Here is a 14,264-nt window from a genome sequence, read left to right on the forward strand (position 1 = left end):
CCGGGCCGTTGGCGCGGGTTTCGAAGAACTTGAGTGCGATCTGCGGGAACATGGCGTAGGTCAGCACGTCGTCGATGTCGACGGAGTCGGCGCCAAGCTTGCGCTTGAGTTCTTCTTCGATCTGCGGCAGTTCGTTCGGGATCAGGTCGGCCGGACGCTCGGTGACCGGGTGTTCCATGTTGAGGCTCTTGAGGGCCATCTGGACCAGTTCGGGATCCGGCGCAACCGGGGTCTTGCCGTAGTTGCCGACGAGCAGGTTCTTGGATTCTGCGGTCAGGTTCTTGTAGCGGCCCATCAGCACGTTCAGCACGGCCTGGGTGCCAACGATCTGCGAGGTCGGGGTAACAAGCGGGGGGTAGCCGAAGTCCTTGCAGACGCGGGCATTTTCCTGCAGCACTTCGTCCAGGCGGTCATAGGCGTTTTGCTGGCGGAGCTGGCTTTCCAGGTTGGAGAGCATGCCACCCGGAATCGCAGCCTTGAGAATACGGGCATCCGCGCCGGAGAAGGAGCTTTCGAACTGGGCATACTTCGGACGAACCACGTCGCGGAAGTAGGCTGCGATCTCGAGCAGGGTATCCATGTTGAGTTCGGTGTCGTACTCGGTGCCCTTGAAAATTTCAACCATGGCTTCGGTCGGGGAGTGGCCCGGGCCCATGGACATGGAGGAAATCGAGGTATCGATCAATTCGGCGCCGGCTTCGACAGCCTTGACCAGCGTGGCCACGGACATGCCGGTGGTAGCGTGCGAGTGCACGTGGATCGGCAGATCGACGACCTTCTTGATCGCCTTGATCATGTCGTAGGCGGTGTACGGGGTCAGCAGCGCGGCCATATCCTTGATACAGATACTGTCGGCGCCCATCTCGGCCAGCTCTTGAGCCAGCTTCACATAGTTCTCGATGGTGTGGACCGGGGAAATCGTGTAGCTGATGCAGAGCTGGGCGTGCTTGCCGGCTTTCTTCACGGCGCGCGTTGCGGTAAGCAGGTTACGCGGATCGTTCAGCGCATCGAAAATGCGGAACACGTCGATGCCGTTCTCGGCCATGCGCTCGACGCACTTTTCGACGACGTCATCGGCGTAGTGGCGGTAGCCCAACAGGGACTGGCCGCGCAGCAGCATCTGGTGCTGGGTATTGGGAATGGCTTTCTTGAGGGCGCGGATACGTTCCCACGGATCTTCGTTCAGAAAGCGGATGCAGGAGTCAAATGTCGCACCGCCCCAGGATTCCAGAGACCAGTAGCCAGCTTCATCGAGCTTCTTGGCGATAGGCAGCATGTCGCTGGTGAGCATGCGCGTTGCGAACAGGGACTGGTGTGCATCGCGCAGTACGTTTTCACTGATTTTGATTTTTGCCATGAGTATTACCAACTAAACAGGTATTTATTTTTACATTTGAGGCAACGGTATTCCTCAAACGACCAATTCCATCGATTTCCACTTCGATCAAATCACCGGAATTCATGAAGAGAGGGGGGGTTCTTTTTTTACCGACACCGCCAGGCGAGCCGGTTATGATTACATCACCTGGAGACAGGGGGCTAAATGCGCTTATGTATTCGATCAACTCCGGAACATGACGAATCATGTTTGCCGTATTGTCGTTCTGCACCATTTGCCCATTCAGATAAGTATGAATCGGCAATGTATTTGGGTTGGATATTTCGTCAGTAGATACCATCCACGGGCCAAAACAACCTGTATTGACCCAGTTTTTACCGGATGTAAACCACGTGTATTGCATATCGCGCACGGAGCCGTCCATAAAGCAGCTATATCCTGCAACACATGAAAGTGCTCTATCCTTGCTGACGCAATTCGCAGGTTTTCCGATTATGACAGCCAGCTCACCTTCATAATCAAATTCATTGGAAGCCGCTGGTTTCACAACAGGATTGCCATGCCCTACAAGCGAATCGGCAAAGCGAATGAACAACGTAGGGGCATCATTATTTGTTTCATCAAACTCTTTACGCTTATCCGCATAGTTCATGCCAACACAAAAAATCTTGTTGGGGCGCTCAATAACCGGAAGAAACTTCACGTCCCTGACGTGAAAATCAATCGGGTTGTTGGAAAAACCGGCAAGTGCAGGCAATGCATTTTCTTCCAGGGCTGCCTTGAGATCAGTAAAACGCCAACCAACACGCAAGCCAAGATCGACCAATCCATCGCCGATCACAATGCCAAAACTCTTTATGTGGCTTTCAGGAAGAAAATAACTTGCCAGTTTCATTCCAACATCCCGATCTGGTGTGTATAAGCGCTGCTTTATTTATTGTCTATGCGGCTAATTGATGCGATGCGGCAATTTGAGCCCACAATTGAATAAATTGCGCCATGGATTGCTGCCACATGCCCTTTAGAAACCTCACCGACCATTTGTTGGCTTACATGCGGCTGCGTGCGGTCATGACCATGTGATTTTTTCTTACCTCCGTGATGCTTGTGCTTTGCGTGCTCATGGCCTCCTGCTCCTATCTTCTCTGCGATAACGTTAAGAATAGGAAGAAACCAAAGCACAACACCGATCCCGGCGATGATCACAAAACTGAGAAAAAAGTCGATCAGACTCAGGATGATTGCGCCATTAAGCGAATCAGGAATAATTGCGTTCATTGACACATTCCTTGAAAAATTCAAATAATCAGGAAATCTTGATCAAGACTTGTCCAGATTCAACCTTATCGCCAGGCTTGACGGCAACAGCAGTTACCTTTCCGGACTTGTGAGCCTCCATCGCCGTCTTCATTTTCATGACTTCAAGCATTACGACCACATCACCGGCATTGACATGCTGCCCTACGTTAACGTTTACGGATTCGACCACGCCGGCCAGTGTGCACATAAGCTCTTCATCGACAGCAGAAGATGTCTGAGCCGGGGCGGCGACAGAAGCAGGGAAAACTTGAGACTGAACTGCATTGCCATCAACCTCTTCAACGGCAACATCGTAAACAACGTTATCAACAGAAATTTTGAATTTGCGCATAATAATTTCCTTTCCGAATTGTTTTTAGCTTTATCGGATCAATTAAATTGTCTGGCCGCACGCCATAGATATGACAGCAACGCGGCCGGCCTGAATCAGTTCGCCCCCAGCAATGCCAGCAAAATACCACCGGAAATTGCCGTTCCAAATACACCAGCCAGGTTTGGCCCCATGGCCTGGTAAATAAGCAGATTTTTTGGGTTTTCTTGCTGCGCAACGATATGGGAAACGCGAGCAGCAATTGGGACAGACGCGATACCAGCAGAACCAATCAACGGATTGATCTTGTCTTTGATAAACAGATTCATGATCTTTGCGGTGATAACCCCGGAAGCGGTTCCGAATGCGAACGCTACCAAGCCGAGCAACACAATTTGAATGGTTTGTACCGTCAGGAACTTGTCTGCGGCCATAGTGGAACCAATAGCTACGGTCAGAATCATGATAATGACGTTGATCAAGCCACCTGCTGCAGTTTTGGCCAAACGATCAACGACACCACATTCCTTGAAGAGATTACCCAGCATCAACATGGTGATAAGCGGGGCAACCGGGGGGAAGAACATATTGACGATGATGGCAATTACAATTGGGAAGGCAATTTTTTCAACTTTGCTAACCTTGCGGGACTCCGCCATGCCAATCTGGCGTTCAGCCTTGGTGGTCAACAAGCGCATGATCGGCGGCTGAATCATCGGCATCAATGCCATATAGGAGTAGGCTGCTACCGAAACCGGGCCTAACAAATGCGGCGCCAATTTCATCGTTACAAAAATTGCCATTGGTCCATCGGCGCCGCCAATGATGCCGATTGCACCTGCCTCGTTGATCGAGAAACCAAGCATCTTGGCAAGAATCAGGGCAACAAAAATACCGAGGTGTGCACCAGCACCAAGAAGCACCAGCCTAGGATTGGCAATCATCGGACCGAAATCCGTCATGGCCCCTACGCCCAGGAAAATGAGCGGCGGAATAATCAGCTTCCCAACACCTTCAAACGCAAAATGAAAAAGACCGCCTTCCTTGACTACATAAAGCAGCGCCGATACAGCCGGGCCACCGGGAACATCGGGAGGGCCGGGAATATTGGCAACGATGCATGAAAATCCAATGCCAATCAGCAGCAGAGGCTCAAAGTGTTTTGTAATTGCCAGATAAATCATCACGCAGCCGAGTATGCACATCACAAAGTTTCCCCATGTGAAATGCACCAGACCTGTTTGGTCCAACAAGGCTTGCATGAATAACATGAATTGCTCGAACATTTAATCACCAATATTGGTTGCATGAGGCACAAGTACGCGCCACACATCAATGCTTGACAAGCCACAGCATTTATCAACACCAATTGCGCAACTGAATAATTACTGCCTTTTCGACCATGAAATTGCAACAATCATTCATATGCCTGTCAGTATTTAACGCTGAATTTTTTATTTATCGCGACGAGCCGCAGAGGTAGCTTATTGCAGCCTCTGCGGCTCATATCACTGCACCACCTTAAGGCGAAAGTTCCTCAAGAACCTTGCCCTTGGTTTCGATGGCGCACAGGACAGTCACGATGCAGCCAATGAGGGCGACTGCAGCAAATGCCGAGAACACATAGCGGATACCGAAGTCAGCCACGACGGTACCAACCACGATCGGGCCCACCGCAGAACCGGCACGCAACCAGGCACTACCGAAGCCCGTACCCATTGCACGCAAACGGGTTGGGTAAAGCTCGGCAGAGTAGAGGTAGAGAGAGAACGTGATGGTTTGCAGGATCGCGTAGGCAATTGTCGCCATAACCATCACTTGGAGAGCCGAAGTGGCGCCCATTACCGTAAGCGAAACCAACGGTATCGTGGCGAGGAAGAATGCGGCGGAGTACCAAGTCTTGCGACCTACCTTGTCGATGAGCAAGGCACAAATAATCGAGGCGATCACACCGACACCCGAGGTTGTCCAGCCATAGGCCAAGGCCTCTTGCAACGGCATCTTGAACACGGTTTTGTACAGCGTTGGCAACCAGGTCACCATGCCGTTGTTGATCATGTAACCACAGAACCACAGGGCCCAGATCGTGAATGTCCGCTTCTTGTAAATACCTTTGAACAGTTCACGCCAATCGGACTTCGCAGTTGCCTTCGGATCAATCGGACGCACTACGGGATCGGGCAATGACTTGCCTTCCTTGCGCGCTTCATTTTCAAGCATGGAGACAACCTTGTTGGCGTCTTCGATACGCCCCTTGGAAGCCAGCCAGCGCGGCGATTCCGGCATGAAATATCGCAACGGCAAGGTCAGAATGGACGGCACCAAACCCACGATGAACAGCGCCTTCCAGCCGTAGATCGGAACCAGGAAGTAGCCAGCCATCCCCGCGAACATCAAGCCAATCGGGAAGATCACTTCATACAGCAGGAAGAACTTGCCGCGGCCGTGAGCACCGATGAACTCATTGATGTAGGCACTGGCCACCGGCACTTCGCCGCCGGTCCCCACCCCTTGCAGGAAGCGGAACGCGATCATGGATGCGGCACTCCAGGCGAACAGACAGGCCACATCCATTGATACAAACAGCACGATGGTAAAGAACAGCATCTTGAGACGACCGAATCTTTCGGCCAAGGAGCCAAATATCACCGCCCCAAAAAGTTGGCCAACGTAGCCGGCAGAAATAATCATGCCGACCTGGGCTGGGGTGAGTTTCCACTCGGCCACAAGGGAGGGCATCGCAAAAGCGATACACAACACCGTGTAAGCGTCGAAGAAAGTGGCGATACCGATTGCAACCCGAATAAGCTGCAGTCGCCTTGTAATTGGAAGCCGCTCAAGGCGCGCAACAATTTCTGCGTTGGCGGCGCCGTGTGCTGCGCCCTCTAAAACTTGTGTAGCCATGACATCTACTCCTCCTAATTTACTTTCCTGAATACCCAATACCAATGGTCGTTCCGAGACCGACCTCCGCCTTCAGAACGAGACCAGCCACAGGCAAGGACTCCCACTCCATCAAGACGAACTTAGTGACGAACAAACACTGCAGAGCTAGAGAAATGCTTTTTTGTAGATTGAAGATGCTGTGGAAGTTTCCTTCCGTAGTACTGCCAGTCAAAAGCCCCCTCAATAACTTCGGATTGCGAAAACTTTTTCGTTGCAAAAAAAAGTTACTCCTGTTTTTTGGATGTTGTCAACACAAAACTAGGGCGTTTCCACAAACATTGTTGTTCATCCGTTACGCTGGCTGGCGGCATCTGATAGAACACCTCATGGGCTGGCGCACGTAGCGCATTGATTTATTTGTTTTTATTTGCTGGCTAGCTCGTTATTACAAAAACGGAAGCTGGTTTCTGGTTTGTGTTGACCAGAAATTGCAGATCGAACCAAAGGAAGAGACTAGCCTGAAGCGGGCAGACACAGGAGCAAACGAACCATGCAGATGCCTGATCAAATCGCTCGCAAAAAAGTTCTTGACAAGCTAAGAAGTTGCGCTCAACAATGTGCAAACGTTCCCGCAAACGTTATTTGCGGTCTTTATAGTCCACTAGGAGGAAAGTATGAGCAAGATCAATATCGACCTGAGAGGCCTGAACCCCGCCCCGGTTACCCCGTTTACCCGCGATGGCGCCGTTGACTATGCCGCCTGCAAGCGCCTGGGCAAGTGGCTCGGCAGCATCGATGGCGTTAAGAGCCTTACCGTTCTCGGCCACGCAGGCGAAGGCACCTTCCTCCATCGCGATGAGCAACTGAAGGTTATCGAAACCTTCGTCGAATCCACCGATGGCCGCATTCCGGTTATCGCTGGCATCACCTTGGAAGGCACCGACGTTGCAGCCAAGGAAGCCCAACGCGCCAAGGAGGCTGGCGCTGCCGCCGGTCTGCTGTATCCGTCCCATGGCTGGCTGCGTTTCGGCTACCAGAAGGGCGCCCCGCAAGACAAGTATCGTCACGTGTACGAAGAAAGTGGTCTGCCGCTGATCCTGTTCCAGTACCCGGACGTGACCAAGTGCACCTACAACCTCGAAACCCTGCTCGACATCTCCGCTCAACCTGGCGTGTTCGCCATGAAGAACGGCGTGCGCAACATGCGTCGTTGGGATACCGAAATTCCGGTCATCCGCAAAGAGCGTCCGGACCTGCAGATCCTGAGCTGCCACGATGAATACCTGATGTCCACCGTGTTCGACGTTGACGGCTTCCTGGTTGGCTATGGCAACATGGCTCCGGAACTGCTGATCGAAATGATCAAGGCTGGCAAGGCCAAGGATTATCCGAAGGTGCGCGAAATCCACGACAAGCTGCTGCCGCTGACCAAGGCTGTGTACCACCGCGGCTCCCACATGGAAGGCTCTGTCGCACTGAAGTGGGCGCTGGTTTATCGTGGCATCCTTGAGCACGCAACCGTTCGCTCCCCGCTGCTGCAACTGGAGCCGGGTGCCGAGGATGAAGTATTTGAAGCATGCAAGCTTGCTGGCCTCAGCAAAGTTGCTTGATAAAAGAGCAGATCGGCGAGATCTCTCGATGGCATGAACACCGCAATTGAGAGCCAGTAGCCGCGAGGCGGAGCGATAATTCGCTCCGCCGTTTTTATTTGTGTGAGCTTGGGCTGCTGCACCACCCCTTGTTCATTCAGGATAGGCTTGTGGCACCGAATGCTCCCAAGCACAGAAAAGCATGGCATCTGGCTAATCTGTATATAGGGCGAAGACACGCGCCAGAGAAAGTTATGCGCACATTACCTGCCCCTGTTCCCGATGATCACAAAATGAGTTTAAACCTGGTTATAGGATTGGCAACGCTAGAGCATTGCCCTAATACGTGATACCTTTTTGCGCAACTCGAAGCACTCAATCAGAAAGATCGCATGGATTTCAACCCCCCCCCCTACCAAGGCACAAATAGAATACTGGGTGGCAAGTCTGTCACAATGCAAGACGTCGCCGAAGCGGCTGGCGTGAGCATATCCACCGTTTCGCGTGTATTGGATGAACGTTTACCCCCCTCGCGTAGCAAAGCGGCAGAGCGTGTCCGCAAGGTCGCTCAAGAACTTGGCTACCGCCGCGACATCATGGCATCCAGTTTACGCCGCGGCGGAACCGGAACCATTGGAGTCTTGGTTCCGCGCCTCAGCGATATGGTCATGGCATTGGTCTATGAAGCTGTTTTTCGCGCAGCGGAACGACATGGGTACTTTGCCATCGTAGCCACCAGCGGAGATGATCCTGCGCAGGAACAGTCTGCCGCGGAATCACTTCTTGACCGGCGCGTAGATGGCTTGATACTTGCGACCAGCCGCCTTGATGATCAATTGCCTGCCCAACTTCGCCAGCGACAAATCCCGCATTCACTGATACTGCGTACGGATGGAGTTAGTCGTTCTGCACTTGGCAACGATGAGCAAGGCGGGTATCTGGCAACACGGCATTTGATTGATCTCGGCCACCGTGACATCGGATTGCTTGCAGGGCCGAATTTTACGTCCAGCGCACGGGACCGGCAGCGCGGTTATAGAAGAGCAATGAACGAGGCAGGCATTCCCGTACGAGAAGAATGGGTATGCGAATCGGGGTATGGGATTGAGGCAGGAGAGTCGGTAGGTTATTCGTTACTGACTCGAGAAAACCGTCCGAGCGCGGTTTTTGCCATAAACGACGATCTTGCCATCGGCGTAATGGCGGCAGCTCATCGCGTCGGCCTCCAGCTTGGTCAAGAGCTTTCCCTGGTTGGATACAACGATATTCCTCTTGTTGCCCGACTGCCGATCCCTCTGACATCAGTGCATGTTCCTTTTGACCATGTCGCCGCACTTGCAGTTGAGCTGCTCCTGGCTCCGACAGAGCCTTCAGACCCAATTCGCCGCGTAATGCCTACCCTCATTCCGCGAGCCTCATCCACTCCTCCTGCAAGCAGCTAACCCCCTTTCATATTTATGCAAAATTCGTGACAAAGATGGCGCCGTTTCGGTGCCATCATTTTTTGATGCGACCGTATAAATTTTGCTTTCTATGTTCCCCCTCTTTGCTACCCCACTTAACGAACCACTTTACGATCATGGCCTCTCAATACGCCAAGCCGTAAATCCAAACCGTTGCTGAACCCGTAATTACGGTTGCATTTGGAGCCGAATTCACATCCCGACCTCCACTACTCGAAAATGGACTTGACAACAACAAAAGTTGCACACGAAAATATGCAAACGTTCCCGAGAACGTTACATGCGCTTTTGGGCGACTCGATAGGACAAGGCATGAAGAACGCCACCATTAATCTTAGAGGGCTTGTTCCTGCGCCCGTCACCCCATTCACCCCTGATGGTGCCGTTGACTATGCAGCTATCAAGCGACTGGGGTCTTGGTTAGGCAGCATTGGTGGCATAAAAGGCCTTACGGTTCTCAGTCACACAGGCGAAGGCACCTTCCTCCATCGCGATGAACAACTGAAGGTTATCGAAACCTTCGTCGAATCCACCGATGGCCGCATTCCGGTTATCGCTGGCATCACCTTGGAAGGCACCGACGTTGCAGCCAAGGAAGCCCAACGCGCCAAGGAGGCTGGCGCTGCCGCCGGTCTGCTGTATCCGTCCCATGGCTGGCTGCGTTTCGGCTACCAGAAGGGCGCCCCGCAAGACAAGTATCGTCACGTGTACGAAGAAAGTGGTCTGCCGCTGATCCTGTTCCAGTACCCGGACGTGACCAAGTGCACCTACAACCTCGAAACCTTGCTCGACATCTCCGCTCAACCTGGCGTGTTCGCCATGAAGAACGGTGTGCGCAACATGCGTCGTTGGGACACCGAAATTCCGGTCATCCGCAAAGAGCGTCCGGACCTGCAGATCCTGAGCTGCCACGATGAATACCTGATGTCCACCGTGTTCGATGTTGACGGCCTTCTTGTCGGCTATGGATGTCTTGCCCCCGAGCCGCTCATCGAAATGATCAAAGCGGGAAAAGCCAAGGACTACAAGACCGTACGCGCCATACACGAACGACTGCGTCCTCTAACCCAAAGCATCTATTGCCGCGATTCGCACATGGAAGGCTCCGCGGCGTTAAAACACGGGTTGGTCACACGAGGCGTGCTCGAACATGCAACAGTACGCTCCCCGCTGCAGCAACTGGAATCCCGTGTTGAAAATGAAATTGCCAATGCATTGCAATCCGCAGGACTCGTCGTCAAGAGAAAGTTCGCTTCCAGGAATCGGAAATTGGCGCAAACAAACACACCAGAAACATCCAGCACTGAACATACAAAGCAGACAGCACATGCACTCGGCATGACTCAATGATCTTCAAAAATGGAAATACAAATTTACCTGCAAATTTCCAAGCACACCATGACATGAAAAATGCTAAAAATCCACAGAATACAATTCTTTAATTTTCATTCATTTATAGGCTGTGCAGAAATATCTTTTGCGGTTGACAAAAAAAATGAAGAAGCCTTCAAAGACTTCCCATCAAACGCGCAGGATAATGTGTTTATATCACCCATAGCCGTTATTGGTGGAGAGCCACAAAGTCGCACAAACGCGATCAAATGCATTATCAAACTGTCGGAGTTTATTTCAAACGCAAAACATTCGACCACCGACGGCGAAGCACTATTAAAAACGCACCCCATGAGCAACTCAAAAACAGGCACGGCATCAATCGAATTTGAATTAAACAAAAAACTATATCGATACGCACTTGAATTTGATAACACCAAGATTTGCATTGAATCTTTGCACGCAAAGAACAATAAATTTTTTAGCCACGTGTTTGCCAGAAAATACGAACACAGCAAGTCAGCAACAAAAATAAAAATTAACAAGTTTAATGTCACAGAAAAACAAATGTTGAGTATGGGCTCAAATTTATCCGCCATCGCAGCCGCTGCGCAACTTGGATCAAAACTGGCAAAAGAACTGGCATCGGCATTTTCGTGCATAGCAAAAAACCAAAGCTTGAATACATTGTATACATTGCCGACGGATGTCTTAGCCGCGGCAGACTTATACAACAGAGAAGAGCCACTAAGAAAGCAAATGGTGTGCTTTATGCGCATGACAGACCCGGAGCTTCTTGACATTCGGATTGACAAATATCCACACGGCAAACCTAATGACTCGAAAACTACACACATGCCACATTGCGTACGCAAATCGCCAGAATCATCAATCGCTCAAAAAATAGATTTCATGTGGCAAGAAGATAGAGAAATCATGGCCGTGTTTGCGCTCATGTCCAAAGTACTACTCGCCTTGCAAAATGGCGAATTTATAATTATTGACGGAATTGATTTCGCATCAAACAAAAAAATAATTCCCAGCATTGCAAAGCTTTTTATAGACAAAGAAACAAACCCATCTGGCGCCCAGCTATTGTTAGCAACAAACTCACTGGACGCAATAAAGTACACTCCAATTGGAAACATGCACATATCAGAAAGAGTAACAGCACAGCCCTTTCATCAATCTAATTTTGTGTGATTACCTATTGATACACCACACACAGCCAACTCAGCCGTGCCTTATTCCCCGTTAATTAATTGGACAAAGCTCCATGCAAAACATCAATGGCGCCAGACTAACATTTAAAGGCCATACATACAGCCTGCCCGTCATCAAAAGCACAATGGGGCCCGACGCCATTGATGTGCGCGATTTGCACGAACACATCGGGGTTATTGCTTACGACCCAGGTCTTATCTCCACCGCTCTATGCTCCTCTGAAATTTCCTTCATCGACGGCGATAAGGGCGAGCTGTTCTATCGCGGCTACCCCATTGAGCAACTGGCCACGCACTGCGATTACCTGGAAACCTGCTATCTGATCAAGAACGGCGAGCTGCCCACAGCGACGCAGTACGACGAATACGTCACCACGGTGAAGCGCCATACCATGGTGCACGAGCAGCTCATGCGCCTGTACCAGGGCTTCCGCCGCGATGCGCATCCGATGGCGATTCTGGTCGGGGTGGTCGGGGCGTTGTCGGCCTATTATCAGGACTCGCTCGACATCACCAATCCGGAGCACCGCTTGCTGGCGGCAACACGCCTGGTGGCCAAGATGCCGACCATCGTGGCGATGGCCTACAAGTACACGGTGGGCCAGCCGTTCATGTATCCGCGCAATGAACTGAATTACGCGGAGAACTTCCTGCACATGATGTTTGCCACACCCTGCGGGCCGTATACGCCGAATCCGGTACTGGCACGGGCGCTGGATCGCATCCTGATCCTGCATGCGGATCATGAACAAAACGCGTCGACTTCGACGGTGCGCCTGTCGGGCTCGTCGGGGGCCAATCCGTATGCCTGTATCGCTTCGGGCATTGCCTGCCTGTGGGGGCCGGCGCATGGCGGGGCCAACGAGGCGTGTTTGAACATGCTGTTCGACATCCAGAAACAAGGCGGGGTCGAGAAGATCGGGGAATTCATCAAGCAGGTGAAGGACAAGGATTCCAACACCAAGCTGATGGGCTTTGGGCACCGGGTCTACAAGAACTTCGATCCGCGCGCCACCTTGATGCGCGAGACCTGCCATGAGGTGCTCAACGAGCTGGGGTTGCAGAACGATCCCTTGTTCAAGCTGGCACTGGAACTGGAACGCATTGCGCTGGAAGACGATTACTTCGTGAGCCGCAAGCTGTATCCGAACGTGGATTTCTATTCCGGCATCGTGCAGAAAGCCATCGGCATTCCGGTGCAACTCTTCACCGGGATCTTCGCCATGGCGCGCACCATCGGCTGGATCGCGCAGTGGAACGAGATGATCCACGATCCGGAGCAGAAGATCGGCCGGCCACGGCAGTTGTATGTGGGGGCGCAGCGGCGCGGAGTGGTGCCACTGAAATTGCGACGCAACACCATGAATTAAATTGCGCACCTTTTCCAAAATAAACATCAAATCAATAGGGTATGCAAATGCGCCTTAAAACCCGCGTACTTATTATTATTGCAATTTCATTGCTTGGACTGGTTGTAATGGGGTTGCTTGGTTTGTATGGCATGAGACAAAGCATGCTGAATGAACGCCGCTTACAAATCATACAGCTACTCGATTTCGCAGAATCCCAAGTTAGCTATTACTACAGCTTAGAAATCAATGGAAAGCTTAGTCATGAAGAAGCACAAAGCAAGGCCAAAGCAGCCATTGGGGCCCAGAGAAAAGGAGATGTATATTTCTTTGTTCGCGACTGGGATGATGTCATGCTGGTCCATCCTGTTGCAGCCAGAATAAACATGGCTGACGATGGCGGAAAAATGCCGGACGGCAAGTCTGTAGTTGATGTTTATAAAAGTGCACTCAAAGAAAGCAAACTTGGGCGAGCAATTTATTGGTCTTCCGCTCCGCGACCAAACAAACATGACAAAATCCAAAACTATCCAAAGTTGAGCGGGGTGACAGAATTCAAACCTTGGGGCTGGATTATTGGCATAGGTTTTTTTGTAGACGATATTAATATGCGCTTCTGGAAACACTCCATAACTTTCTTGATAACAGGCGCTGTTTTGCTATTGTGCTTGACAATTCTTATCCTGAGAATGCGTTGGTCAATTATCAAGCAAGTAGGTGGCGAGCCACGAGACGCCACAGAATTCATGAAGCAAATTGCCAACGGAAACTTGAACATAGAAATTACGCTGGATGCAAATGACAGCAACAGCCTCATGGCGTCCATAAAATTAATGCAAATGAAATTAAAGAACATCACAACCACAATACAGGATAATTCGAGTCTTCTGGAAAAGCAGGTGCAAAATTTTGACGAAGCTGCCAAAGCTTACGTCACCACAAAAGACGAGGACGGCTTGGCGAACTTACTCAAAACAACAAAGCAAATAGAAAAAACCGCCAATATTCTTGAAAAATCAGTTTCTAGATTTAAAAAATAGCGGCATATTTCCACACATGCCGTCGTTTGATTAATTATCAACCCAAGTAGTACCCACCATGCAATGCCACGAGTGCTAACAGACAAACATCAACCCGTTGATTTTGTGCTGTTTGCGTTTTGGCACAGCATTTCATAACAGGAGATAAGCACATGAAAATCCGTCCGTTGCATGACCGTGTCGTGGTCAAGCGTGTAGAAGCCGAAGAAAAAACCGCCTCCGGCATCGTGTTGCCGGGCAACGCAGCCGAAAAGCCGGACATGGGCGAAGTGATCGCCGTTGGCACTGGCAAGCTGCTGGATGACGGCTCCGTGCGCGCCCTGCAACTGAAAGTGGGCGACAAGGTCATTTTCGGCAAGTACAGCGGCCAGACCGTCAAGGTTGATGGCGAAGAACTGCTCGTCATGCGCGAA

General features: G+C 51.1%; 13 protein-coding genes. 7 read left to right on the top strand and 6 right to left on the bottom strand.

Going from position 1 to position 14,264, the window contains the following annotated elements; translation table 11 throughout:
* The 6 genes from BMZ36_RS13925 to BMZ36_RS13950 all read right to left on the bottom strand — a co-directional run.
* Positions 1-1,357, bottom strand: a 1,357-nt coding sequence (locus BMZ36_RS13925) for a pyruvate carboxylase subunit B (protein ID WP_091198262.1), incomplete at its 3' end; no start/stop codon positions are given.
* Positions 1,335-2,234 (bottom strand): fumarylacetoacetate hydrolase family protein, encoded by a 900-nt coding sequence (locus BMZ36_RS13930; protein ID WP_091198265.1) that lies wholly within the window; start codon positions 2,232-2,234, stop codon positions 1,335-1,337. The genes BMZ36_RS13925 and BMZ36_RS13930, both read right to left, overlap by 23 nt.
* A gap of 35 nt (positions 2,235-2,269) precedes the next feature.
* Complete coding sequence (locus tag BMZ36_RS14435; RefSeq protein ID WP_143086076.1) at positions 2,270-2,617, bottom strand: hypothetical protein; 348 nt, start codon at positions 2,615-2,617, stop codon at positions 2,270-2,272.
* 28 nt (positions 2,618-2,645) lie between these two features.
* Positions 2,646-2,990 carry a biotin/lipoyl-containing protein gene (locus BMZ36_RS13940; protein WP_091198269.1) on the bottom strand — a complete coding sequence of 115 codons (345 nt, stop codon included), beginning with the start codon at positions 2,988-2,990 and terminating at the stop codon, positions 2,646-2,648.
* A 95-nt stretch (positions 2,991-3,085) separates the two neighbouring features.
* Positions 3,086-4,255, bottom strand: a complete 1,170-nt coding sequence (locus tag BMZ36_RS13945) for a sodium ion-translocating decarboxylase subunit beta (protein WP_091198273.1) — start codon at positions 4,253-4,255, stop codon at positions 3,086-3,088.
* Between the two features lie 235 nt (positions 4,256-4,490).
* Complete coding sequence (locus tag BMZ36_RS13950; RefSeq protein WP_091198276.1) at positions 4,491-5,873, bottom strand: MFS transporter; 1,383 nt, start codon at positions 5,871-5,873, stop codon at positions 4,491-4,493.
* A 656-nt stretch (positions 5,874-6,529) separates the two neighbouring features.
* Between BMZ36_RS13950 and BMZ36_RS13960 the strand changes: the two genes are divergently transcribed.
* The 7 genes from BMZ36_RS13960 to BMZ36_RS13990 all read left to right on the top strand — a co-directional run.
* Positions 6,530-7,465, top strand: a complete 936-nt coding sequence (locus BMZ36_RS13960; RefSeq protein WP_091198284.1) for a dihydrodipicolinate synthase family protein — start codon at positions 6,530-6,532, stop codon at positions 7,463-7,465.
* 371 nt (positions 7,466-7,836) lie between these two features.
* Complete coding sequence (locus tag BMZ36_RS13965) at positions 7,837-8,886, top strand: LacI family DNA-binding transcriptional regulator (protein WP_091198289.1); 1,050 nt, start codon at positions 7,837-7,839, stop codon at positions 8,884-8,886.
* 333 nt (positions 8,887-9,219) lie between these two features.
* Positions 9,220-10,257, top strand: coding sequence for a dihydrodipicolinate synthase family protein (locus tag BMZ36_RS13970; RefSeq protein WP_091198293.1), 1,038 nt, complete (start codon positions 9,220-9,222; stop codon positions 10,255-10,257).
* A 60-nt stretch (positions 10,258-10,317) separates the two neighbouring features.
* Positions 10,318-11,442: an AAA family ATPase gene (locus BMZ36_RS13975; protein ID WP_091198296.1), complete on the top strand. Its 1,125-nt coding sequence runs from the start codon at positions 10,318-10,320 to the stop codon at positions 11,440-11,442.
* 73 nt (positions 11,443-11,515) lie between these two features.
* Positions 11,516-12,832, top strand: a complete 1,317-nt coding sequence (gltA, locus tag BMZ36_RS13980; RefSeq protein ID WP_091198299.1) for a citrate synthase — start codon at positions 11,516-11,518, stop codon at positions 12,830-12,832.
* A 47-nt stretch (positions 12,833-12,879) separates the two neighbouring features.
* Positions 12,880-13,851, top strand: coding sequence for a cache domain-containing protein (locus BMZ36_RS13985; RefSeq protein ID WP_177187899.1), 972 nt, complete (start codon positions 12,880-12,882; stop codon positions 13,849-13,851).
* 152 nt (positions 13,852-14,003) lie between these two features.
* Positions 14,004-14,264: co-chaperone GroES (locus BMZ36_RS13990; protein ID WP_091198308.1), on the top strand; the 261-nt coding region annotated here is incomplete at its 3' end.

Origin of the sequence: Formivibrio citricus, from assembly GCF_900115065.1 — a bacterium.
Taxonomy (GTDB): domain Bacteria; phylum Pseudomonadota; class Gammaproteobacteria; order Burkholderiales; family Chitinibacteraceae; genus Formivibrio; species Formivibrio citricus.

Excerpts from the sequence above, each read along its gene's own strand:
- BMZ36_RS13950 (WP_091198276.1), bottom strand. The coding sequence starts at position 5,873 with ATGGCTACACAAGTTTTAGAGGGCGCAGCACACGGCGCCGCCAACGCA.
- BMZ36_RS13960 (WP_091198284.1), top strand. The coding sequence starts at position 6,530 with ATGAGCAAGATCAATATCGACCTGAGAGGCCTGAACCCCGCCCCGGTT.
- BMZ36_RS13940 (WP_091198269.1), bottom strand. The coding sequence starts at position 2,990 with ATGCGCAAATTCAAAATTTCTGTTGATAACGTTGTTTACGATGTTGCC.
- BMZ36_RS13970 (WP_091198293.1), top strand. The coding sequence starts at position 9,220 with ATGAAGAACGCCACCATTAATCTTAGAGGGCTTGTTCCTGCGCCCGTC.
- gltA (WP_091198299.1), top strand. The coding sequence starts at position 11,516 with ATGCAAAACATCAATGGCGCCAGACTAACATTTAAAGGCCATACATAC.
- BMZ36_RS13975 (WP_091198296.1), top strand. The coding sequence starts at position 10,318 with ATGCTAAAAATCCACAGAATACAATTCTTTAATTTTCATTCATTTATA.
- BMZ36_RS13930 (WP_091198265.1), bottom strand. The coding sequence starts at position 2,234 with ATGAAACTGGCAAGTTATTTTCTTCCTGAAAGCCACATAAAGAGTTTT.
- BMZ36_RS13985 (WP_177187899.1), top strand. The coding sequence starts at position 12,880 with ATGCGCCTTAAAACCCGCGTACTTATTATTATTGCAATTTCATTGCTT.
- BMZ36_RS13945 (WP_091198273.1), bottom strand. The coding sequence starts at position 4,255 with ATGTTCGAGCAATTCATGTTATTCATGCAAGCCTTGTTGGACCAAACA.
- BMZ36_RS13965 (WP_091198289.1), top strand. The coding sequence starts at position 7,837 with ATGGATTTCAACCCCCCCCCCTACCAAGGCACAAATAGAATACTGGGT.
- BMZ36_RS14435 (WP_143086076.1), bottom strand. The coding sequence starts at position 2,617 with ATGAACGCAATTATTCCTGATTCGCTTAATGGCGCAATCATCCTGAGT.